This window comes from Planotetraspora sp. GP83, assembly GCF_041262585.1.
Classification (GTDB): Bacteria; Actinomycetota; Actinomycetes; order Streptosporangiales; family Streptosporangiaceae; genus JAOEGB01.
The window spans coordinates 126,959-148,169 of the sequence record NZ_JBGCBZ010000003.1 but is presented as its reverse complement, the minus strand read 5'-3'; the positions used below and the strand labels follow the sequence as shown (position 1 = coordinate 148,169).

The 21,211-nt window shown below is 69.5% G+C and carries 20 protein-coding genes and 2 pseudogenes; 10 read left to right on the top strand and 12 right to left on the bottom strand.

Translation table 11 applies throughout. From position 1 onward, the window contains the following. Window positions 1–6 precede the first annotated feature (6 nt). Complete coding sequence (locus tag ABH927_RS05510) at window positions 7–867, top strand: hypothetical protein (RefSeq protein ID WP_370018636.1); 861 nt, start codon at window positions 7–9, stop codon at window positions 865–867. 183 nt (window positions 868–1,050) lie between these two features. Here ABH927_RS05510 and ABH927_RS05505 read toward each other — a convergent pair whose 3' ends face one another. After that, window positions 1,051–1,455 (bottom strand): PaaI family thioesterase, encoded by a 405-nt coding sequence (locus ABH927_RS05505; RefSeq protein ID WP_370019044.1) that lies wholly within the window; start codon window positions 1,453–1,455, stop codon window positions 1,051–1,053. A 98-nt stretch (window positions 1,456–1,553) separates the two neighbouring features. On the opposite strand from ABH927_RS05505, the gene polA reads away from it, so the two are divergent. Continuing rightward, window positions 1,554–4,235 (top strand): DNA polymerase I, encoded by a 2,682-nt coding sequence (gene polA / locus ABH927_RS05500; RefSeq protein WP_370018634.1) that lies wholly within the window; start codon window positions 1,554–1,556, stop codon window positions 4,233–4,235. 36 nt (window positions 4,236–4,271) lie between these two features. On the opposite strand, the gene ABH927_RS05495 is transcribed toward polA, so the two are convergent. Next, complete coding sequence (locus tag ABH927_RS05495) at window positions 4,272–5,027, bottom strand: DUF2127 domain-containing protein (RefSeq protein ID WP_370018632.1); 756 nt, start codon at window positions 5,025–5,027, stop codon at window positions 4,272–4,274. Between the two features lie 53 nt (window positions 5,028–5,080). Between ABH927_RS05495 and ABH927_RS05490 the strand changes: the two genes are divergently transcribed. The 4 genes from ABH927_RS05490 (at window position 5,081) to coaE (ending at window position 8,997) form a co-directional block, all read left to right on the top strand. Beyond that, window positions 5,081–6,151, top strand: a complete 1,071-nt coding sequence (locus ABH927_RS05490; RefSeq protein ID WP_370018631.1) for a polysaccharide deacetylase family protein — start codon at window positions 5,081–5,083, stop codon at window positions 6,149–6,151. 201 nt (window positions 6,152–6,352) lie between these two features. Beyond that, the gene (gene rpsA, locus ABH927_RS05485; protein ID WP_370018629.1) at window positions 6,353–7,822 is read left to right on the top strand and encodes a 30S ribosomal protein S1; all 1,470 of its coding nucleotides are present in this window, start codon (window positions 6,353–6,355) and stop codon (window positions 7,820–7,822) included. A gap of 66 nt (window positions 7,823–7,888) precedes the next feature. Then, complete coding sequence (locus tag ABH927_RS05480; RefSeq protein ID WP_370019043.1) at window positions 7,889–8,404, top strand: GNAT family N-acetyltransferase; 516 nt, start codon at window positions 7,889–7,891, stop codon at window positions 8,402–8,404. After that, window positions 8,398–8,997, top strand: coding sequence for a dephospho-CoA kinase (coaE, locus tag ABH927_RS05475; protein WP_370018627.1), 600 nt, complete (start codon window positions 8,398–8,400; stop codon window positions 8,995–8,997). Before ABH927_RS05480 ends, coaE begins: the two co-directional genes overlap by 7 nt. Here the strand turns inward: coaE and ABH927_RS05470 are convergent. Beyond that, window positions 8,998–9,549 (bottom strand): annotated as a pseudogene (locus ABH927_RS05470) (toll/interleukin-1 receptor domain-containing protein); the annotation flags it as partial. Between the two features lie 143 nt (window positions 9,550–9,692). Here ABH927_RS05470 and ABH927_RS05465 point away from each other — a divergent pair. Beyond that, complete coding sequence (locus ABH927_RS05465) at window positions 9,693–10,883, top strand: SLC13 family permease (protein WP_370018625.1); 1,191 nt, start codon at window positions 9,693–9,695, stop codon at window positions 10,881–10,883. Window positions 10,884–11,140: 257 nt separating this feature from the next. Here ABH927_RS05465 and ABH927_RS05460 read toward each other — a convergent pair whose 3' ends face one another. The 3 genes from ABH927_RS05460 to ABH927_RS05450 are packed head-to-tail and all read right to left on the bottom strand — an operon-like array spanning window position 11,141 to window position 12,239. Next, on the bottom strand, window positions 11,141–11,392 hold the full coding sequence (locus tag ABH927_RS05460; RefSeq protein ID WP_370018623.1) for a hypothetical protein: 252 nt from the start codon (window positions 11,390–11,392) through the stop codon (window positions 11,141–11,143). Continuing rightward, on the bottom strand, window positions 11,362–11,763 hold the full coding sequence (locus tag ABH927_RS05455; RefSeq protein WP_370018622.1) for a hypothetical protein: 402 nt from the start codon (window positions 11,761–11,763) through the stop codon (window positions 11,362–11,364). Before ABH927_RS05455 ends, ABH927_RS05460 begins: the two co-directional genes overlap by 31 nt. Before the next feature lie 50 nt (window positions 11,764–11,813). Continuing rightward, window positions 11,814–12,239: a hypothetical protein gene (locus tag ABH927_RS05450; RefSeq protein ID WP_370018620.1), complete on the bottom strand. Its 426-nt coding sequence runs from the start codon at window positions 12,237–12,239 to the stop codon at window positions 11,814–11,816. Between the two features lie 184 nt (window positions 12,240–12,423). Between ABH927_RS05450 and uvrB the strand changes: the two genes are divergently transcribed. Further along, window positions 12,424–14,535: an excinuclease ABC subunit UvrB gene (gene uvrB, locus ABH927_RS05445; RefSeq protein WP_370018618.1), complete on the top strand. Its 2,112-nt coding sequence runs from the start codon at window positions 12,424–12,426 to the stop codon at window positions 14,533–14,535. Window positions 14,536–15,296: 761 nt separating this feature from the next. Here the strand turns inward: uvrB and ABH927_RS05440 are convergent. The 6 genes and pseudogenes from ABH927_RS05440 to ABH927_RS05415 form a co-directional block, all read right to left on the bottom strand. Then, window positions 15,297–15,749, bottom strand: coding sequence for a Uma2 family endonuclease (locus tag ABH927_RS05440; protein WP_370019041.1), 453 nt, complete (start codon window positions 15,747–15,749; stop codon window positions 15,297–15,299). A 198-nt stretch (window positions 15,750–15,947) separates the two neighbouring features. Beyond that, window positions 15,948–16,553 carry a DUF4126 domain-containing protein gene (locus ABH927_RS05435; RefSeq protein WP_370018616.1) on the bottom strand — a complete coding sequence of 202 codons (606 nt, stop codon included), beginning with the start codon at window positions 16,551–16,553 and terminating at the stop codon, window positions 15,948–15,950. Window positions 16,554–16,569: 16 nt separating this feature from the next. Next, complete coding sequence (locus ABH927_RS05430; RefSeq protein WP_370018614.1) at window positions 16,570–17,673, bottom strand: cellulose binding domain-containing protein; 1,104 nt, start codon at window positions 17,671–17,673, stop codon at window positions 16,570–16,572. An 8-nt stretch (window positions 17,674–17,681) separates the two neighbouring features. Then, window positions 17,682–17,885 (bottom strand): cellulose binding domain-containing protein, encoded by a 204-nt coding sequence (locus ABH927_RS05425; RefSeq protein WP_370019039.1) that lies wholly within the window; start codon window positions 17,883–17,885, stop codon window positions 17,682–17,684. 22 nt (window positions 17,886–17,907) lie between these two features. Continuing rightward, window positions 17,908–18,024 (bottom strand): annotated as a pseudogene (locus tag ABH927_RS05420) (cellulose-binding protein); the annotation flags it as partial. 56 nt (window positions 18,025–18,080) lie between these two features. After that, complete coding sequence (locus ABH927_RS05415; RefSeq protein ID WP_370018612.1) at window positions 18,081–18,728, bottom strand: DapH/DapD/GlmU-related protein; 648 nt, start codon at window positions 18,726–18,728, stop codon at window positions 18,081–18,083. A 154-nt stretch (window positions 18,729–18,882) separates the two neighbouring features. Between ABH927_RS05415 and ABH927_RS05410 the strand changes: the two genes are divergently transcribed. Both ABH927_RS05410 and ABH927_RS05405 read left to right on the top strand, forming a co-directional pair. Then, window positions 18,883–20,568 carry a CTP synthase gene (locus tag ABH927_RS05410; protein WP_370018611.1) on the top strand — a complete coding sequence of 562 codons (1,686 nt, stop codon included), beginning with the start codon at window positions 18,883–18,885 and terminating at the stop codon, window positions 20,566–20,568. Continuing rightward, entirely contained in the window at window positions 20,565–21,176 is a 612-nt protein-coding gene (locus tag ABH927_RS05405; RefSeq protein ID WP_370018609.1) for an NUDIX domain-containing protein, read from the top strand. The genes ABH927_RS05410 and ABH927_RS05405 overlap by 4 nt, the downstream gene beginning before the upstream one ends. The last annotated feature ends 35 nt before the right edge of the window (window positions 21,177–21,211 follow it).

Sequence of the window (21,211 nt, the reverse complement as noted above, 5' to 3'; positions counted from 1 at the left end):
GGGGCCGTGGGTTGGCGGAACGCGATCGTCAGGATCGGAGCGGCGATCGCGACGGTCCTGACCGTGTGCTGCTGTGGGACGGATCCCGCCCCCTCCGCGGCTCCTCCTCCCGGTCTCTCCGTTTCGCTGCAGCAGTGGCGGTCGGACGTCCCGGTCCACCGGCTGCAGGTCGCCGTCCGCAACGACACGGCCACGCCGGTGTTCTTCCAGGACGTGCGGCTGGTCAGCGGCTCCTTCCAGGAGATGCCCGCGCAGCCGGTGAACAGCACCCTGGGCAGGACCCCGCGCACGGACCTGCCCATCCCGTACGGCGCGGCACGCTGCGACCCCCGGCGGATCCCCCCGGTGAAGCCGGCGGTGGTGCTGGCTCGTCTCCGTGTCGCCGGGGGCCCGCTCCACGAGGTGATGTTCGCCATCCCGCACCCCGATCCGCTGCTCGGCCAGTTGCTGCGCACCGAGTGCGGGGAGTTCATGCTCCGGCAGTCGATCCAGGTCGCCTTCGGCGACACCTGGACCCGGACCGGAGGGCGGCTGACCGGAGGGATCCGGATCCTGCGGAAGGGGGGAACGGCGCCCGTCACGGTCGAGGACATCGGGGGGACCACCCACTACGACCTGAAACCCGCCTCCGGTGAGCGCCGCCCGGTGGCGGTGATCCCCGGGCCGTCGACGACGTGGGAGATACCGGTCGTCGTGACCCCCAGCCGGTGCGACCCGCATGCCATGGGTGAGGCCAAGCAGGCGTTCCTGTTCCCGGTGTGGGCCTCGGTGGGAGGGGCGCAGACGTACCGCGTGATCGTGGTGCCGGACGAGCCGTCCCAGCGGCTCTTCCAGTCCTTCGCGACCGCGGCGTGCGGCCTCACCTGAGGAAAGGGCTGTGATGAGCCCGCGGTGGACCTTTGGGTCCGTGCACAGCTTCCCCGGCTCCGCACGTTGTCTACTCGGTCTCCCACGGGCTCTGGGGCCACAACGGTAGCGACCTGAGGGGCCACCGTGCAAAGAGAGTCGCAAGCCGTTCCGTTATAGGAGTAAATATGGCGAGTGCCGGGTTTAGGCCGCTCCGCCGTTCGCGGACCCGGTCTCGCGCAGCATGCACGTCAGCCGCGCGGTGCACACGCGCCGCCCCCGGTCGTCGCTGATCTCGATGTCGTAGGTCGCGAGCGTCCGGCCGCCGTGGAGGCGGGTCGCGACGCCGGTGACGTGTCCCGACGAGGCGGAGCGGTGATGCGTGGCGTTGATCTCGATGCCGACGGCGCCCCTTCCGTGCCCGGCGTGCAGGGCGGCTCCCATCGACCCGAGGGTCTCGGCCAGCACGCAGGAGGCGCCCCCGTGGAGCAGGCCGTACGGCTGGGTGTTGCCCTCGACGGGCATGCGGCCGACGACCCTTTCGGCGCTCGCCTCCAGGATCTCGATTCCCATGCGCGCGGGCAGGTGGCCCTCGCCGGACTTGTTCATCAACTCCAGGAACTCCTCGGGATCGGTCAAGGTCAAGGGGACGCCTCCTGTGGGAAGAGCCTGGGGTTTCTGTCGTAGAGGGAGACTAGGCTGCGGGTGTGCCGAAGAGTGAACCGACCCCCACCCGTCCGTGCCTGCTGCTCCTGGACGGGCATTCTCTTGCGTACCGCGCCTTCTACGCCCTGAAGGACGCGAACCTCATGACGACGGACGGGCAGCACACCGAGGCGGTCTACGGCTTCACCTCGATGCTCGCCAACATCCTGCGCGACGAGCAGCCGAGCCACGTGGTGGTCTGCTTCGACCGGAGCGAGCCGACCTTCCGGCATGAGGCGTTCGAGGGCTACAAGGCCAACCGGTCGGAGACCCCTGAGGACTTCCGCGGCCAGATGCAGCTCATCTACGAGCTGCTCGACGCGCTGCGGATCCCGCGCCTGTGGCTGGCCGGGTTCGAGGCCGACGACCTGATCGCGACGCTGGCCACGCGGGCCGCCGCCAGTGACATGAACGTCCTGATCGTCACCGGCGACCGCGACGCCCTGCAGCTCGTGAACGAGAACGTCACGGTGCTGATGACCCGGCGCGGCATCAGCGACATGACCCGGTTCACGCCCGAGGCCGTGATCGAGAAGTACGGCCTGACCCCGGCGCAGTATCCCGACTTCGCGGCGCTGCGCGGCGACCCGAGCGACAACCTGCCCAGCATCCCCAGCGTGGGCGAGAAGACCGCGACCAAGTGGATCGCCGAGTACGGCTCGCTGGACGAGCTGGTCAGGCGGGCCGACGAGGTCAAGGGCAAGGTCGGCGACAAGCTCCGCGAGCACCTCGGCCAGGTGATCCACAACCGGATGCTGACCGAGCTGAAGCGCGACGTCACGCTCGACGCCGACGTGGCCGGCCTCACGATGGGCCAGTGGGACCGCGAGGAGGTCAACAAGCTCCTCGACTCGCTGCAGATCCGCGGCGAGCTGCGCGAGCGGCTCTTCAAGACGCTCGGCACGACGGAGCCGGAGGCCGAGGCGGGCTTCGAGCTCGAGGTGACGGTGCTGGAGCCCGGCCAGGTGGCCGGCTGGCTCCAGGCCCTCCCCGAGGGCCGGGCCGGGCTGGAGTTCAAGGGGGTGTACGGCAGCGGCACCGGCCGGCTGGACGGCATCGCCATCGCCTCCGCCACGGGCGCGGCCTACATCGATCCCACCCAGCTCACTCCCGAGGACGAGGCCGCCCTGGCGGCGTGGCTGGCCGACGAGTCGAGGGCGAAAGCCGTACACGACTCCAAGGGGCCGCTGCTGGCGCTGTGGGCGCTCGGGCTGGACCTGCGCGGGCTCACCTGTGACACGGCCCTGGCGGCCTACCTGGCCATGCCTGGGCAGCGCTCGTTCCCGCTCGACGACCTCGTTCTGCGCTACCTGCATCGGGAGCTGCGGGCGGAGTCGGCGCCGAACGGGCAGGGCTCGCTGTTCGACGACGCCGACGCCGGAGCCGCGCGGGACCTGGCGCTGCGCGCCCAGGCCGTGCGCGACCTGGCCGAGGCCCTGGAGGGGCACCTGTCCCAGCGCGGCGGGACGCGCCTGGTCACCGACGTGGAGCTGCCGCTGGTGCGGGTGCTGGCCGAGATCGAAAGGACCGGCATCGCCGCCGACCGGCAGTATTTCGCGGCGCTGGAGGCCGAGTTCGGCGCGGCCGTGAAGCAGGCCGTCGAGGCCGCCCACGAGGTCGTGGGGGAGCAGTTCAACCTGGGCTCGCCCAAGCAGCTCCAGGAGATCCTTTTCGTCAAGCTGGGCCTGCCGAAGACGAAGAAGATCAAGACCGGCTACACGACCGACGCGGACGCCCTGGCCTCCCTCGCGCTGCAGACCGACAACGAGCTGCCGACGATCCTGCTGAGGCACCGCGACCAGACCAAGCTCCGCACCACGGTCGAGGGCCTGATCAAGGAGATCGGCGACGACGGGCGGATCCACACGACGTTCAACCAGATCATCGCGGCGACCGGGCGGCTGTCCAGCGAGAAGCCCAACCTGCAGAACATCCCGATCCGGACCGCCGAGGGCCGCCGGATCCGGAAGGGCTTCGTGGTGGGGGAGGGCTACGACACGCTGCTGACGGCCGACTACAGCCAGATCGAGCTGCGGATCATGGCGCACCTGTCGCAGGACGAGTCGCTGATCGCGGCGTTCGAATCGGGCCACGACTTCCACCAGGCGACCGCGGCCCGGGTCTTCGACCTGCCGCCGGAGCAGGTGGACGGCGAGTTGCGGGCCCGGATCAAGGCGATGAACTACGGCCTGGCCTACGGCCTGTCCGATTTCGGGCTCTCGGGGCAGCTCAACATCCCGGTCGCGGAGGCCAGAGCGCTCAAGGACGAGTATTTCGAGGAGTTCGGCGGGGTCCGCGACTACCTCGACGCGATCGTGGCGCAGGCCCGCAAGGACGGCTACACCGAGACGATCCTCGGCCGCCGCCGCTACCTGCCCGACCTGACCAGCGACAACCGGCAGCGCAGGGAGATGGCCGAGCGGATGGCGCTCAACGCGCCCATCCAGGGCTCGGCGGCCGACATCATCAAGGTCGCGATGCTCAATGTGCAGCGGGCCATCGAGGGCATGCGCTCCCGGATGCTCCTCCAGGTCCACGACGAGCTGGTGTTCGAGGTCGCCCCGGGCGAGCTGGACGAGCTGACCGAGATGGTGCGGGAGCAGATGTGCGCCGCCTACGAGCTGCGCGTCCCGCTCGGCGTCTCCGTCGGGGTCGGCTCGACCTGGGAGGACGCCGGTCACTGAACCGCCCCGGGCGGTTCCCGGGCGGTCACTGAACCGTCACTGGGCCAGGGCTGAGGCCTCCACCTCCAGGAGGCTCGCCTCGTGCCGTTCGGCCTCGTAGGCGGCCTGCCCGCCGCGCAGGCCGAACAGCCTCTTGCTGAGCAGGATGTAGAGGACGGCCGCGATGTTGATCAGCAGGATGACGATCCGGAGCCAGGTCACCTTCTCGACGATCTCGTAGATCTCCACGGGGATGAACAGCGAGGTGGCGACCACCGCGAAGTACTCGCCCCAGCGCTTCAGCAGCCACAGGCCGACGCCCTCGGTCATGAGCAGCGCGCCGAAGACGAGCAGGCCGAGCCCGATCCAGGTCAGCGTCCGCGTCTCCGCCGCGAGCACGGTCCGCAGCGTGTGGAGCACGCCCGAGTCCTCCAGGTGCCAGCCCAGCTTGTCGGCCAGCGGCTGGAGGAGGGGCAGGTCCTCGTGGAAGGCCCGGTTGACGGCGTCGTGGTGGGCGCGGAACCGCCACACGCCGTATGCCGCGCCGAGCACGAGCAGGCCCTTGGCCCACCGGAAGACGGCGAGCAGCCGCAGGATGGTCGCGTCCCTGAGGGCGTGGCCGCGCAGCACGATCGGCGCGTCCTCCGCCGGGCCGGAGCCGTGCGGCTCCCCGAGGGTGAAGTCGCCGCAGCGCAGGCATCGCCAGGCCTCGCCCAGCGCGGTTTCGGCGCGCAGGCGGTCGCGCAACGGCTGCTCGATTGGCGCGTAGGTGACGTGACCGTGCCGCCCGCAGGCCCTCAGACTCCAATTCACAAGGGAATTTCAGCACACATGAACGTCCGTGTGTGGCGGGGTAATAGGGTCGGATGACTGTGCGCAATCTTGCTCGGGTGACGGTGGTCGCCAACATGGTCGTGGTCGTCATCGGCCTCGTCGTGCTGGCGCTCCTTCCGTCGGCGAGCCGCCCGGAGGCGCGGGTCAGGGTGAAGCCGGCAGGCGCGCTGCCCGGCGCCCGGCTGCCCCCACCGGTGAGCGCGACCGCCGAGTCGGCGAGAAAGGCGCAGGCCAACGAGGTGGGGCTGATACCGGTGATCATGTATCACCGGCTGCTGCCCAAGCGGATCGCGTCCATCGACCGGACCCCGGCCCAGGTCCGGAGCGAGTTGGAGCGGCTCGCCAAAGACAACTACGTGCCCGTCACCGCCGCCGAGTTCGTGTCCGGAAACTTCAACATTCCGGCGGGGACGCACCCTGTCGTGCTGACGTTCGACGACGGGAACCGGAGCCACTTCGCGGTTGACGGCAGCGGCATGCCGAAGAACGACACGGCGGTGGGCCTCATCTACGAGGTCGCCGCCAGGCACCCGAACTTCCGGCCTGTCGCGACGTTCTGGATCAACCGGAACCCCTTCGGGCTGAAGGACCCCGCCCAGCAGGCGCAGGCCGTGAAGTGGCTGCTCGGTCACGGCTTCGAGGTCGCCAACCACACCTCCTCCCACCCCGATCTCCACCGCCTCACCACCAAGCAGGTCAAGGAGCAGATCGTCAGGCAGGAGCGGCTGCTCAAGAAGCTCGGCGTCCCGGCGTCCACGACGTTCGCCCTGCCGTACGGCTCCCGCCCGAAGAAGCTGACCGCGGCGCACGACGGGAAATGGGACGGGACCGCGTATCACTTCGACGGCGTCTTCCTCGCCGGAGCGGAGCCGTCGGTTTCGCCGTACGCGAAATCGTTCAGCCGATATGCGATCCCGAGGATCCAGTCCAACGGAAAACACGGCGAATGCCGCCGCTGGTGCACGACGTACTGGCTGGATTGGCTGGACAAACACCCGCAGGAGCGGTACACGTCGGATGGAGACCCGACCCATGTGTCGGTCCCGAAGAGACTTGAGGGCAAAATCGCTTCAAGCAAGGCAAAAGAGATCATCGCGTACTAGTGGTTGCCTGCTCGGCCCGGATTGACCGCGCCCGCCATGTCTCATATGCTGATCGCTGCGCTGTGGGCTCGCGCGCGTCTCGGACGGAGCGGGCTCGCGCTCGGTCATCCGTAGCTTTCACGAGCAGCCACCGGTGAACGAAAACAGGCCCGCCGCGCTTCTGTCACAACGACATCTGTCCGGTTCGGAGCAATTCCACACATGACGAGCAGCACTGAGGCCACCTCGAGCACCCCGCAGGTAGCGGTCAACGACATCGGTTCCGAGGAGGCCTTCCTCGCCGCGATCGACGAGACCATCAAGTACTTCAACGACGGCGACATCGTTGAAGGCACCGTTGTCAAGGTCGATCGAGACGAGGTCTTGCTCGACATCGGCTACAAGACCGAGGGTGTCATCCCCTCGCGTGAGCTCTCCATCAAGCACGACGTCGACCCGGCTGAGGTCGTCGAGGTCGGGGAGCACGTCGAGGCCCTGGTCCTCCAGAAGGAGGACAAGGAAGGCCGCCTGATCCTCTCCAAGAAGCGCGCTCAGTACGAGCGGGCCTGGGGCACGATCGAGAAGATCAAGGACGAGGACGGCATCGTCACCGGCACGGTCATCGAGGTCGTCAAGGGTGGTCTCATCCTCGACATCGGCCTCCGCGGCTTCCTCCCGGCCTCCCTGGTCGAGATGCGCCGCGTCCGCGACCTCCAGCCGTACGTCGGGCGCGAGCTCGAGGCGAAGATCATAGAGCTGGACAAGAACCGCAACAACGTGGTCCTGTCCCGCCGCGCCTGGCTGGAGCAGACGCAGTCCGAGGTGCGCCAGACGTTCCTCAACACCCTGCAGAAGGGCCAGGTCCGCAAGGGCGTCGTGTCCTCGATCGTCAACTTCGGCGCCTTCGTGGACCTCGGCGGCGTCGACGGTCTGGTGCACGTCTCCGAGCTGTCCTGGAAGCACATCGACCACCCCTCCGAGGTCGTCGAGGTCGGCCAGGAGGTCACGGTCGAGGTGCTCGACGTCGACATGGAGCGCGAGCGGGTCTCGCTGTCGCTCAAGGCGACGCAGGAGGACCCGTGGCAGCAGTTCGCCCGGACCCACCAGATCGGCCAGGTCGTCCCCGGCCGCGTCACCAAGCTGGTGCCGTTCGGCGCGTTCGTCCGCGTCGAGGAGGGCATCGAGGGCCTGGTCCACATCTCCGAGCTGGCCGAGCGCCACGTGGAGATCCCCGAGCAGGTCGTGCAGGTCGGCGACGAGATCTTCGTCAAGATCATCGACATCGACCTGGACCGCCGCCGCATCTCCCTCTCGCTGAAGCAGGCGAACGAGGGCGCGATCGGCGCCGACGTCGAGTTCGACCCCACGCTGTACGGCATGGCGGCGACCTACGACGACGCTGGCAACTACATCTACCCCGAGGGCTTCGACGCCGAGACCGGCGAGTGGCTCGAGGGCTTCGACAAGCAGCGCGAGGAGTGGGAGCGGCAGTACGCCGAGGCCCAGGCCCGCTTCGAGGCGCACAAGTCGCAGGTCGAGAAGGCTCGCCAGGAGGAGGCGGAGGCCAGCGAGGCCGCCCCGTCGACCTACACCGGCGAGACCCCGGCCGCGGCCCAGTCCACCGGCGGAGCCCTCGCCTCGGACGAGGCCCTGGCGGCCCTGCGCGAGAAGCTGGCCGGAGGCCAGAGCTGATCACTCAGATCACGACGGAAGGCCCCGCTTCGGCGGGGCCTTTTCGTGTCATAGGGTGACCGCGTGATGGAGAGCGTGGGGGATGTCGTGGTGGACGTCGTGGTGGACGTGGTGGGCATCGAGCGGGCGCTGCCCGGCGACGCGGGGGAGATCCTCACCCTTCAGCGGGCGGCGTACGTGACCGAGGCCCAGCTGTACGGCGACCCCTTCATCGGGCCGCTCGTCGAATCCCTCGACCAGGTCCGCGACGTCGTCGAGACCGGCGTCGTGCTGAAGGCGATGGCGGGGCCCCGGATCGTCGGCTCCGTCCGCGGGCGGCTGTCCGGCTCCACCTGCCTCGTCGGCCGCCTCGTCGTCGCCCCCGACCGGCAGGGCCAGGGGATCGGCGGCGCCCTGCTGGCCGCCCTCCATGAGGCGGTGCCGGAGGCGACGGCGTTCGACCTGTTCACCGGCCACCTGTCCGGCGGCAATCTGCGGCTCTACCGCCGCCTCGGCTACCGCGAGACGAGCAGGGAGCGCCTGCAGGACCATCTCACGCTGGTCCATCTCCGCCGCGACGCGGATAGGCTTCGGGCGTGCTGAAGGTTGGCCTCACAGGCGGCATAGGGTCGGGGAAGAGCGAGGTCTCCAAGAGGCTCGCGGAGCGCGGCGCGGTCGTCATCGACGCCGACAAGATCGCCCGCGAGGTGGTGGAGCCCGGCACGCCGGGGCTCGCGGAGATCGTCGAGGCCTTCGGTGAAGGCGTGCTCCGCCCGGACGGGACGCTCGACCGCGAGAGGCTCGGGTCCATCGTCTTCGCCGACCCGGACAAGCTCAAGATCCTCAACGGCATCGTCCATCCGAAGGTGGGCGCGCGGGTGGGGGAGCTCCAGCGGGCCGCCCCCGACGGGGCGATCGTCGTCTACGATGTCCCGCTCCTGGCGGAGAACAACCTCGCGCCGCTGTACGACGTGGTGATCGTCGTGGACGCCTCCGACGAGATCCGCCTGGAACGTCTCCGTAAATATCGGGACATGTCGGATGAAGACGCTCGGGCGCGGATCGCCGCCCAGGCCTCCCGGGAGGACCGCCTCAAGGTCGCCGACATCGTGATCGACAACGAGGGGTCCCTGGACGTCCTGGACGCCCAGGTGTCCAAGATCTGGTCCGACCTCCGCGCCCAACCTCGGGGGTGATCATGCACGTGTTCCCGCATGCACCCTCCCACCTGGTGTTTTGCGCGCCTGGGCCTCGCCGATGTACCCGTGGTTGTCCTCCTCGCGGTGGCTCATCGCGATCGTCGAGTTCAGCCCCGCGACGGCCACCCTCAGCTCGGGCAGGTCGAACAGCGTCCACGGCTGGGCGCTGTCGAACGCCGGGCCGTCCAGCCCCTGGAAGAGCTCCTTGAACAGGTTGGAGAAGTGACGCCACTTCGGCCAGTACGGCGGCTGCGGGCGGACGTCGTCGGCCTCGCAGGTGGCGAAGCCCTTCGAGCGGGCAGTCCTCCAGCCGGACCGTGACGAGTTTGTTGGACGGTTGTCCGGGTCGGCGCGCAGCGCGGCCTGCCATTCCAGCCTGCCGTACCGCGACTGGAGGTAGTTGCGGCTCAGCACCGCGACGACGAGATCCGCCTCGCTGACGCCCCGGTCCATGAAGTCGATGAAGTTGGTTCCCGGCACGAAGTCCCACGCCTGGAGCATCGTGCGGTAGCCCGCGGACTCCAGTTGCCAGGCGATCCACGTGGCCCAGCGCTCGTCGGCGCATCCGCGCGTCCGCTCATGCGACCGGCCACGTCGCCGAGGTCGCCGAGGTCGGTTGAGTCATGAGGCCAGTATTGCCGCTGTGGCCGAGGGTTTGGAGTGCTTCGATCACCTCTGTGTAGGGTGTGCTCGTGGCGGGTGGGCTGCGGCGGCTGAGCGTTCTCGACTGGATCCGGATCGGCCTGCTGGCCGCCGGCCTGGTGTTCGTGGCCACCGGGCTGCTGCCCGCGGCGACCGCCAGGGAGAGCGTCGACCGCATCGCGCCCCTGCTGCTGTTCCTCGGCGCGGTGATCGTCCTCGCGGAGCTGACCAAGGAAGCCCAGGTCTTCGACGTCATCGCGACCCGGATCGCCATCGTCGGCCGCGGCAGCTATCCAGCCCTTTTCTTGCTGTGTACGGCTTTCGCGTCGCTGGTCACGATATTTCTGAACCTGGACACGACGGCTGTGCTGCTCACCCCTGTCATGCTGGCCCTCGCCCCCCGGGCCAAGATCGCGCCGCTGCCGCTGGCGATGACCACGGTGTGGCTGGCGAACACTGCCAGCCTGCTCCTGCCGGTCTCCAACCTCACCAACCTCCTCGCGATGAACCGGGTGGCGCTCGGCGCACGGCAGTTCGCCGCCCGGATGTGGGCGCCCGAGCTGGTCGCCGTCGCGGTCACGATGGCCTTCCTGTGGGTCTTCTTCTGGCGGCGCGGGGAGCGGGGCGAGGACCGCTACGTGCCGCCGCCCGCTCCGGCGGTGGACGACCCGCTGCTTTTCACGGTCGCCGGCACGGCCTGCGTGCTCTTCATCGGCGCGATCCTGGCCGGGCTGCGGATCGAGGTGGCGGCCCTGGTCGCGGCGGTCGCCGTGGTCGCCGCGTTCGCCTGGCGGGACCGCTCGAAGCTCGTCTGGAGCCTCATCCCCTGGCGGCTCCTGGTCTTCGTCACGGGCCTGTTCCTCGTGGTGCCGACGCTCAGCAGGTTCGGCCTGGCCGACGTGATGAGCGCGATCATCGGGACCGACGGCGACGGCGACGGGCCCTACCGGGCGGCCGCCGCCGGGGCGGGGCTGTCCAACCTGGTGAACAACCTGCCCGCCTACGTCGCGGGAGAGCAGGTCATTCCGGTGGCCAACCACACCCAGCTGCTGTCGCTGCTCATCGGCACCAATCTGGGCCCGGTTGTCACCCCGTGGGGCTCGCTCGCCACCCTGCTGTGGTTTGAGTGGTGCCGCCGCCGCGACGTCCCGGTCCCGCTCGGGAAGTTCATGGCCACCGGCGCGGGGCTCGCCGCGGTCGGCCTCACCGCCACGGTCGGCGCCCTGCTGCTAACGAGCTGACCCCGCGCCCCAGGCGCCGTACGAGTGGAACGCCTCCTTTGGGCCGCCACGACCCGTCCGGCAGGCATCGGACGACGCCGTGGGCGGCCAGATCGAGGTGGTACGGCGGGTCCGGCGAGTACGGGTAGCTGTAGCTCGCGAAGGCTAACAGGAAGGCGGCCTCCACCGAAGGGGCTGGAACGGGTCCTCGACGGCATCGCGGCCGGAGGCCAGGCGCCGGGCCTCGGCGGGTGATCAGCGGGGGGTTCGGGAGCCGGTCAGCAGAGCGGCAGGGCGGGGGCCAGGCGGCGGGCCTCGGCGACCAGGTCGATCAGGCCGCCGATCAGGGCGGGCGGCGCGGCGACGAAGCTGCGGTCCTCTGGCGGGCCGTCGCCGGACGCCTCGAAAAGACCGCCGTCGAGCCGGCGGATCTCCACGCCGGCCTCCCGCGCGATCAGGGCCCCGGCGGGCAGGTCGAGCCCCTCCGCGCGGTAGCCGATCATCCCGTCGATGTCGCCGCGCGCGAGCATCGCCCAGCACAGCAGCGGCGCCCGCAGCTCTCGTAGTAGAACGTCCCGCTTAGGGCCGTCAGGGCGCGGTTGGGGTCCTCCACCGTGATGATCACCGCGTGACTGGACAGGTCCCACCGGAACGTCGTCATCGTGGCCGACAGGCCCACCCCGATGTCCAGCAGGCCGTACCGCTGCCGGTACCAGAACGTGGCAAGGACGGTCGCGAACGACTCCTTGCGGGCGCGCTCGGTCGTCCACAGCTCGCCCCTGCCGTCGGGGCGGTCGGACAGCGACCGGCGATAGTGGGCGTACGCCTCGCGTAGGACGGGTCGATGATCTCCAGTCGCATCGTGAGGTGCCGCTTCTCCCGCCTGGCCGCCGCGACGCACTCCGGGAGGGTCACCGCCCGGATGTAGGTGCCCGTGCCGCCCTTGAAGATTTACCGGTCGGTGCCGCGCCGCGTGTCGGCGTGAGCCTGGGTGATCTCATGCCGGCTGCCCAGGACCCGGACGATAGACATGTCCTCCAGGGCCCTCCTGGTGCCGGCCACCAGGCTCTCCAGCTCGTCGAGGCGGCGCAGCCGCCCGGGCAGCTCCGCGAGGAGTCCCGAGGTCGCGTTGATCGCGTCCTCGACGGGCTCCTGCCGGACCCGGTCGCGCAGGAGCGCGGTGGCGACGAGCGCCAGAATGACCAGGGTCGTGCCGCTGACAAGCTGGGACTTCCAGTTCCCCTTGTCGGGGATCACGGAATCGGGCAGGACACCGAGCCCGCCCACGACGACGGCCAGGACGAGCGCGATCGCCCCGTCGACGTTCTTGGCCGCCCACGTCAGGGAACGCCCGACGGCCTGCTTGAACCCCGCCATAGGTCGGCCCCGCATCCGTCCGTGTCGCCCCCTCGCATGGTAACGAGAGCGTCATGACCGGGCCAAGACCGCTGATGTCGTCCGGCTTCCGCGCGGGACGGCCCTCTCGCGTGCGACGGTCGCACCGGAATTGTCGGTGGGCGCGCGTAGGTTATGCAGAGGAACGAGGAGTGGTGAGCGACCGATGAGACCGGTAACGGACCTGCAGCGCAAGGTGGCGCCCTTCGAGGTCGTCACCGAGATGACCCCTTCCGGCGACCAGCCCGCGGCGATCGAGGAGCTGGAGCGCCGCGTCAGGGCGGGGGAGAAGGACAACGTCCTGCTGGGCGCGACGGGCACCGGCAAGACGGCGACCGTGGCGTGGCTGATCGAGCGGCTTCAGCGGCCCACGCTGGTCATGCAGCCGAACAAGACGCTCGCCGCCCAGTTCGCCAACGAGTTGCGCGAGATGCTTCCCAACAACGCGGTCGAGTATTTCGTGTCGTACTACGACTACTACCAGCCCGAGGCGTACGTCCCGCAGAGCGACACCTACATCGAGAAGGACTCCTCGATCAACGAGGAGGTCGAGCGGCTGCGCCACTCGGCCACGTGGTCGCTGGTGTCCCGGCGCGACGTGGTCGTGGTCGCCTCCGTCTCGTGCATCTACGGCCTGGGCACCCCGCAGGAGTACGTGGACCGGATGGTCGGCCTCAAGGTCGGCCAGGAGGTCGAGCGCGACCAGCTCCTGCGCAGGCTCGTCGACATGCAGTACGCCCGCAACGATCTGGCCTTCACCCGCGGCACGTTCCGGGTGCGGGGGGACACGATCGAGGTCATCCCGGTGTACCAGGAGCTCGCCGTCCGGATCGAGATGTTCGGCGACGAGATCGAGAAGCTCGCCACCCTCCACCCGCTGACCGGCGAGGTCATCAGCGAGGACGAGGAGCTCCACATCTTCCCGGCCTCCCACTACGTCGCGGGACCGGAGCGGATGGAGCGGGCGATCACCGGCATCGAGGCCGAGCTGGTGGACCGCCTCGCCGGCCTGGAGCGGCAGGGCAAGCTGCTGGAGGCGCAGCGGCTGCGCATGCGCACCACCTACGACATCGAGATGATGCGCCAGATCGGCACCTGTGCCGGCATCGAGAACTACTCGCGCCACATCGACGGCCGCGATCCCGGCACCGCGCCGCACACGCTGCTCGACTTCTTCCCCGAGGACTTCCTGCTCGTGCTTGACGAGTCGCACCAGACGGTGCCGCAGATCGGCGCCATGTACGAGGGCGACGCCTCGCGTAAGCGGACGCTGGTCGAGCACGGCTTCCGCCTGCCGTCCGCGATGGACAACCGCCCGCTGAAGTGGGAGGAGTTCCTGGAGCGGATCGGGCAGACCGTCTACCTGTCGGCCACCCCCGGGCCGTACGAGCTGGGCCGCGGCAAGGGCGAGGTGGTCGAGCAGGTCATCCGCCCGACCGGCCTGATCGACCCGGAGGTCGTCGTCAAGCCCACCAAGGGGCAGATCGACGACCTCATGGAGGAGATCAGGGCCCGCACGGAGAGGGACGAGCGGGTCCTGGTCACGACGCTGACCAAGAAGATGTCGGAGGACCTGACCGACTACCTGCTGGAGAACGGCATCCGGGTCCGCTACCTGCACAGCGAGGTCGACACCCTCCGCCGGATCGAGCTGCTGCGCGAGCTGCGGATGGGCGAGTTCGACGTGCTCGTCGGCATCAACCTGCTCCGTGAGGGCCTCGACCTGCCCGAGGTGTCGCTGGTGTCGATCCTCGACGCCGACAAGGAGGGCTTCCTCCGGTCGGAGACGTCGCTGATCCAGACCATCGGCCGCGCCGCGCGAAACGTCTCCGGCCAGGTGCACATGTACGCCGACAAGATCACCCCCAGCATGGAGCGGGCGATCGACGAGACGAACCGGCGCCGCGCCAAGCAGGTCGCCTACAACCAGGCCAACGGCATCGACCCGCAGCCGCTCCGCAAGAAGATCGCCGACATCCTCGACAGCCTCGCCCGGGAGGACGAGGACACCGCCCAGCTCATCGGCGGCGGAGGGCGTCAGCAGTCGCGCGGCAAGGCGCCCGTCCCCGGCCTCGCCTCCCGGACGGTGGGGCAGCACGCCAAGTCCATCGCCGGGGAGATGCCCCGGGCCCAGCTGGAGTCACTGGTTGAGTCGCTCACCGAGCAGATGCACGCGGCGGCCGCCGACCTCCAGTTCGAGGTGGCCGCCCGGCTGCGCGACGAGATCAAGGAGCTCAAGCGCGAGGTCCGCGACATGCGCGAGGCGGGCGTCAAGTGACCCGTTCCGTACGGCCCGGCCCGCCGGGAAACCGGTGGCCCGCGTCGCGGAACGCGGGTTAGCCTGCGGCTGTCCGTCCGGCGGGCGGTTCCGGCGGGGATCTGGTGCCGGGCGCTCCATGACGGCCGTTCGGGCGGGATCCGCGGGTCTACGGAGGTGCCATGCGACCGGTGGTGGGCGGGAGGCTGAGGCGGTGTCCCGCCTGCGGCGCCTGGGAGTATGGCGGGGCCCCTGACTGCGCCCGTTGCCGGGACCTCGTGGACGACATCGTCGAGGAGGGCTGGCGGGAGCTCGTCGCCGGCGAGTTCGGCGCTGTAGAACCTGACGATGAACGTGGCATCGCCGCGATGATCGCCGAGGAGCCCGACAGGCACGACTGGCGCGTGGTGGACGCCGCGCTGGACAGGCTCACCTGCGAGGGCTGCGGAAACCGGCTCGGTAGGGGGCCTGCCGGCTGCGCGCGGTGCGACCTCGCCCACGGCTTCCGCTTCTCCGCCGTCGAGACCGACCGCCCGGGCGTCCCTCCGGGCAACGAACACGCGATCCGCGTCAACGTGGCCGTCGTCCGCCGGCCGTACGGCATATCGGCGCCCGAGTTGCTCGCCCGCCGGATGCTGCTGCCCGCCTTGCTCGTCGGGTTCCTCCCGACGACGGAGGAGGCCCAGCGGATGGGAGCGCACGCGAAGAAGGGCGCCACTGAGGAGGACTGGATCTCGCTCGTCGGCGCCCTCGTGGGTGACACCGACCCCGCTAACGAACGGTCAACCTGTGAATTGCCCCAGGTCCAGGTCGATGTCCACCTCGAACCCGACGTCGGTCTGAAGCCGCTTCCGGTGGATTCCCGTCGGGACGTAGGCCTTCACACTCGGCTCCAACTCGAAGGTGTAGACGACAGCGCTCTCGTCCTCCTGCTCGATGCGCCAGAGGTGCCTGATTCCGGCGTCGGAGTATTTGATGGGCTTGGTGACTCGGTCGCGGTCCAGAGATTCTGGAGATGTGACCTCGACGACGAGGTGCACGTCGTCGGGTTTGAACGACGTCGTTTTGAGACTCCTCAGCGCAGCGCTCTTCACCACGAGGATGTCAGGCTCAGGACGCTGCCGTAGTCCCAAGGTCACGGTCATCTCGCGGACGACCAGCAAATCCGGAGGTGGCGCGAGCTCGCGTTCGAGGCGTCGCAGCATGAGCATATGGAAGGCGGTCTGCGGGGACATCATGATGAGGGACCCATCGATCAATTCGACGTGCCGGGGCGCGTCGGGGGGAAGATGATCGAGCATGTCGGCGGTCCACCCACCTGGCGGTCCGGGATAGAACCACTCGGGGAGCGCTGTGGTCATCCGTGTCCTCCTCACCCTGCGGGTCACTCGACATCACCATATTGCCACGCACCGTAGTTGGCCGCGACGGCTTCAGACGGGCGGGGTGGTCGTGCGGGCGCGGCGGGCGGCGCGGAAGCGGCGGGCCCGGCGGGTGAGGCGCCAGAGGATGTACGCCAGCAGGGCCACGGCGACGACGACCAGGAGCGGAAGGAAGATCGCGACCAGGGAGAGGCCGAGGGAGCCGGCGTCTTCGATGGTGCTGACGACGGGGGCGCCCGTGCCGGCCGTCGTGGCGTTGACGACCGGCCGGGCGCCCGCTTTGAGCAGGTGGACGACCAGGGCGCTGACGATGCCGAGGATCCAGCCCACCGCCGGGTGCTCGGCCATCCAGGTGGAGTGGTCCAGCTGTGCCGCCGCCGCGGTGGCGCTGAAGACCACGCCGCCCGACGCGGGCCGTACAGCCGTCTGGATGATGTCGTTGACGTGGTCGACCACGGGGACCTTGTCCAGCACGAACTCCGCCACCAGCAGCACCCCGACGATCGCCAGGACCCAGCCGTTGGACAGCCACTCGTAGCCGTGCGGGAGCCGTACGGCGTCGGTGAAGTTGGCGAGCAGGCCGACGACCATCAGCGGGATGTAGGCGTTGAGCCCGGCCGCCGTCGACAGACCCAGTCCTGTCAGCGCAGCGAACATGGGCTCAACCTACCCATTAGGCGACCGCGCAGGCGGCTCCGTTCAGAGTGAACGCGGCCGGCTTGGCGGCCGATCCGGTGTGGGTGCCGCTGAAGCCGATCTGCGTGGACTGCCCCGGGCTGAGGGTCTGGTTCCAGCCGATGTTGGTCGCGGTCACCGTCGAGCCGGTCTGCGTCCAGACGGCCGACCAGCCGGGCGGGGTCAGGCGTTCGCCGGCGTTGGGGAAGGTGAAGGCGAGCTTCCAGCCGTTGATCGGCTTTGTGTCCGTGTTCGTGATGGTCACGGTCACCGACATGCCGGTCTCCCAGACCGACTGCGTGTACGCGACCTTGCACGACGGGGTCGGGATGGGCAGGCCCTCACGGGCCAGCACGGAGACCAGATCGGAGGCCGGGCTGAGGTTGCCCGCGGCGTCCACGGCCACCACGAAGTACAAGTAGCGCTGCCCGGTGACCAGACCGCCCTCCATGAAGCCGGGGTGGCTCGACGTGCCCGCCTTGACATAGCCGGTCGCGGTCTGGCGGAACACGAGGTAGCCGGTCACGCCGACGTTGTCGGTGGAGGGGGTCCAGCAGAAGGCCGTCCCCGGGAAGTCGGCGACGCAGTTGTCCCGCAGGCCCGTCGGGGTGCTCGGGGGTGTCGTGTCACCCGTCGGGGTGGGCGTCGGCGTCGGCGCCACGCCCGACACCGCGATGACGTTGCGCGGCAGGGAGGGGCGGCTGAGGTTTCCGGACGCGTCCTTGGCGATCACGTAGAACGTGTAGGTCCGGCCGAAGGTGAAGCCGCCGAGTATGGCCGAGGTGTACGTAGTGGACGCGACCTTGGTGAAACCGGCCGCTTGGAGCACGTAGACGTCGTAGCCCGTCGCGGGGAAGCCGGACGGGGCGAACCAGCACAGCGGTGCGTAGCCCTGGCCTCCGGCCGGAAGCGGAGGGGGAGGGCAGTTCGGGTTCCAGACCGGCTGGAGGGGCTGCGGGCCGGGGGAGCCCGACGGGGACGGCGACGGGGCCGGGGTCGCGAGCGCGGCCCCCATGGCGGGGGCGGTCACGGCTCCCACCACGAGCGCGGCCAGTAAGGCCGCGACGAGGCCCAGCCAGGCGAGGGGGGTGATTCGGCGCACGAGATACCTCATCTCTGAGATTGGCGGTCAGGCGCACGTGCGGAGCTCAACGTGAACGACGACGGCGGGGCGTCGACGCCGCCGAAGGTGGTGATGGAGCCGGCCTGCGTCGACTGTCCCGGGTTGATGGCCTGGTTCCAGCTCAGGTTGGCGGTGCCCACCTGGACCCCCGCCTGGGTCCAGGTCGCCGGCCAGTCCGGCTGGATGACCATTCGGGTCACCCGTGAAGGCGAACCGCAGGGTCCACCCGCTGATGGCGGTCGTGCCCGTGTTAGCGATCGTCACGTTTGCCGTGAATGTACCACCGCCACCCCCGCTGCCGGCATACCCGACCTTGTGCCGGGCTCCCATGGGGGAGGGGGGTCCGCATCACCCCAGGTCGTCGGGGCGAAATGGGGAATTTCAGCTCACGCGGACGAGAGCCGGACCACGCCTGGAGCGTGCCAGCCGAGCTCGGCCGAGTGCCGGCGGACCACCTTGGCCGGGATGCCCGCGATCACCGAGTGGTCGGGGAACTCGCCGCGCACGACGGCGCCGCCCGCGACCACGGACTGCCGGCCGATGCGCGTGCCGGGCAGGATGATCGCCCCGGTGCCGAGCCACGATCCCGAGCCGATCACGACGGGGTTGTTGCGCGGCCACTGGCGCCCGATGGGCGTCTCGGGGTCGTCGTAGACGTGGTTCTGGTCGGTGACGTAGACGTACGGCCCGGTGAACACGTCGTCGCCGATGTCGATCGACTGGTGCCCGACGATGTGGCTGCCCCTGCCGATCGAGCAGCCCTTGCCGATCCGGACGATGGAGTCGGGTCCGAGGTCCACGCCGGGGCCCATCCCGGCCGAGATCGAGACGCGCTCCCCGATGAGCGTGTGGTCGCCGATCTCGATCCAGGCCTCGCCGAAGATCGCGCCGACGGGGAAGGAGACGCAGGCCCCTTCGCCGAGGCGGCGGAACCGATACCCGCCGGTGGAGCCGGGGCTGAGGGTGGCCGCCTCCCGCAGGTAGGCCCATCCGCGGTGGACCATCCGGCCGACGGCACGCTTCACAATCGACATAGCGGGACAAGTTACCGGTTGGTCGCATACGTCGCCATGGCGGGTTCATGCACGTAGCGAGCCCATTCATGCAAAGCGTTTGATATTCTGAGAGCCCGTGGGCATTGGGGGTCGCCAACTTGGGCGGCCGAGGATCGAACCACGGGAGCCTTTCTTGCGCAGCGCCACCCAGAGCAAGCAAACACTGACCAAGCATCTGTTCGTCACCGGTGGCGTCGCCTCCAGTCTGGGCAAGGGGCTCACCGCCTCCAGCCTCGGGCGCCTCCTGAAGCTGCGTGGCCTGCGGGTCACGATGCAGAAGCTCGACCCCTACCTCAACGTGGACCCCGGGACGATGAACCCGTTCCAGCACGGCGAGGTGTTCGTCACCGACGACGGGGCCGAGACCGACCTGGACGTGGGCCACTACGAGCGGTTCCTGGACACCGAGCTGCACGGCTCGGCCAACGTCACGACCGGCCAGGTCTACTCGAACGTGATCGCCAAGGAGCGCCGGGGCGAGTACCTGGGCGACACCGTGCAGGTGATCCCGCACATCACCAACGAGATCAAGGACCGCATCCGGGGGATGGCCGGCCCCGACGTCGACGTGGTGATCACCGAGGTGGGCGGCACCGTGGGCGACATCGAGTCGCTGCCGTTCCTCGAGGCCGTACGGCAGGTCCGCCACGAGGTGGGCCGCGACAACGTCTTCTTCCTCCATGTCTCGCTCCTGCCGTACATCGGCCCGAGCGGGGAGCTGAAGACCAAGCCGACCCAGCACTCCGTGGCCGCCCTGCGCAGCATCGGCATCCAGCCCGACGCCATCGTCTGCCGGTCCGACCGGCCCATCACCACCTCACTCAAGCGCAAGATCAGCCTGATGTGCGACGTGGACGAGGACGCCGTCGTGTCCGCGGTCGACGCGGCCTCGATCTACGACATCCCCAAGGTCCTGCACTCCGAAGGGCTCGACGCGTACGTCGTCAGAAGGCTCGGCCTGCCGTTCCGCGACGTGGACTGGAAGGAGTGGGACGAGGTCCTGCGGCGCGTGCACCGGCCGGCCAAGGAGGTCACGATCGCGCTGGTCGGCAAGTACATCGACCTGCCCGACGCGTACCTGTCGGTCACCGAGGCGCTCCGCGCCGGCGGCTTCGCCAACGACACCCGGGTCAACATCCGCTGGGTCAAGAGCGACGACTGCGAGACCCCCGAGGGCGCCGCCCGCGAGCTGGACGGCGCCGACGGCGTGCTCATCCCCGGCGGCTTCGGCGTCCGCGGCATCGAGGGCAAGGTCGGCGCGGTACGGCACGCCCGCGAGGAGAAGGTGCCGCTGCTGGGCATCTGCCTGGGTATGCAGTGCATGGTCATCGAGGCCGCCCGCAACCTCGCCGGGATCGCGGACGCGGACAGCACCGAGTTCGACCCCGGCACCGCCGACCCGGTGATCTCCACGATGGCCGACCAGGAGGACGTCGTCTCCGGCGACCGTGACATGGGCGGCACCATGCGCCTCGGGCTGTACCCGGCCAAGCTCGCCGACGGTACCCTCGCCCGTCAGCTGTACGGCAAGGCCAAGGTGGAGGAGCGGCACCGCCACCGCTACGAGGTGAACAACTCCTTCCGCGAGCGGCTGGAGAAGATCGGTATGGTGTTCTCCGGGCTGTCGCCCGACGGCCGGCTGGTGGAGTACGCCGAGCTGGCCGCCGAGCAGCATCCCTTCTTCATCGGCACCCAGGCGCACCCCGAGTTCCGGTCCCGCCCCACCCGGGCGCACCCGCTGTTCAAGGGGCTCGTGCAGGCCGCCCTGGTGTTCGCCGACACCCGTGAGAACGTCGCGAAGGCAGGCCGTACCAAGTGAACATCGAAGACCTGGCGGAGTCCTGGGAGGTCACCGGCTCGGCGGAGCGGTTCGCCGGGCGGGTGATCTCCGTGCGGACCGACACGGTGAAGATGCCGGGCGGCGTGGTGGCCGACCGCGACTACGTCGTCCATCCCGGCTCGGTGGCGGTCCTGGCCCTCGACGACGACGACCGCGTGCTGCTGATCCGCCAGTACCGGCATCCCGTGCGGCGCCTGCTCTGGGAGCTCCCGGCCGGCATCCGCGACGTGCCGGGCGAGCCCCTGGTGGACTGCGCGGCCAGGGAACTGGCGGAGGAGGCCGCGTACCGGGCGCACACCTGGCACACGCTGGCTGACATCTACACCTCGCCCGGCATGAGCGATGAGCGCATCCGGATCTTCCTCGCGCGGGACCTCGAACCGATCCCCGACGAGGAGAACGTGTTCGTCCGCCAGCACGAGGAGATCGACATGCCGGTGATGTGGATCCCCCTGGCGGCGGCGGTCGACAAGGCGCTGTCGGGAATGATCCACAATTCTCCGGCCGTCGCCGGTATTCTCGCCGCATACGCCGCTTCCGCCGACGGTTTCAAGGGCCTCCGACCCGCCGACGCGCCGGAGGCATGAGACCGTAGGGAGACATCCTGACCGAGCCCGAGGCG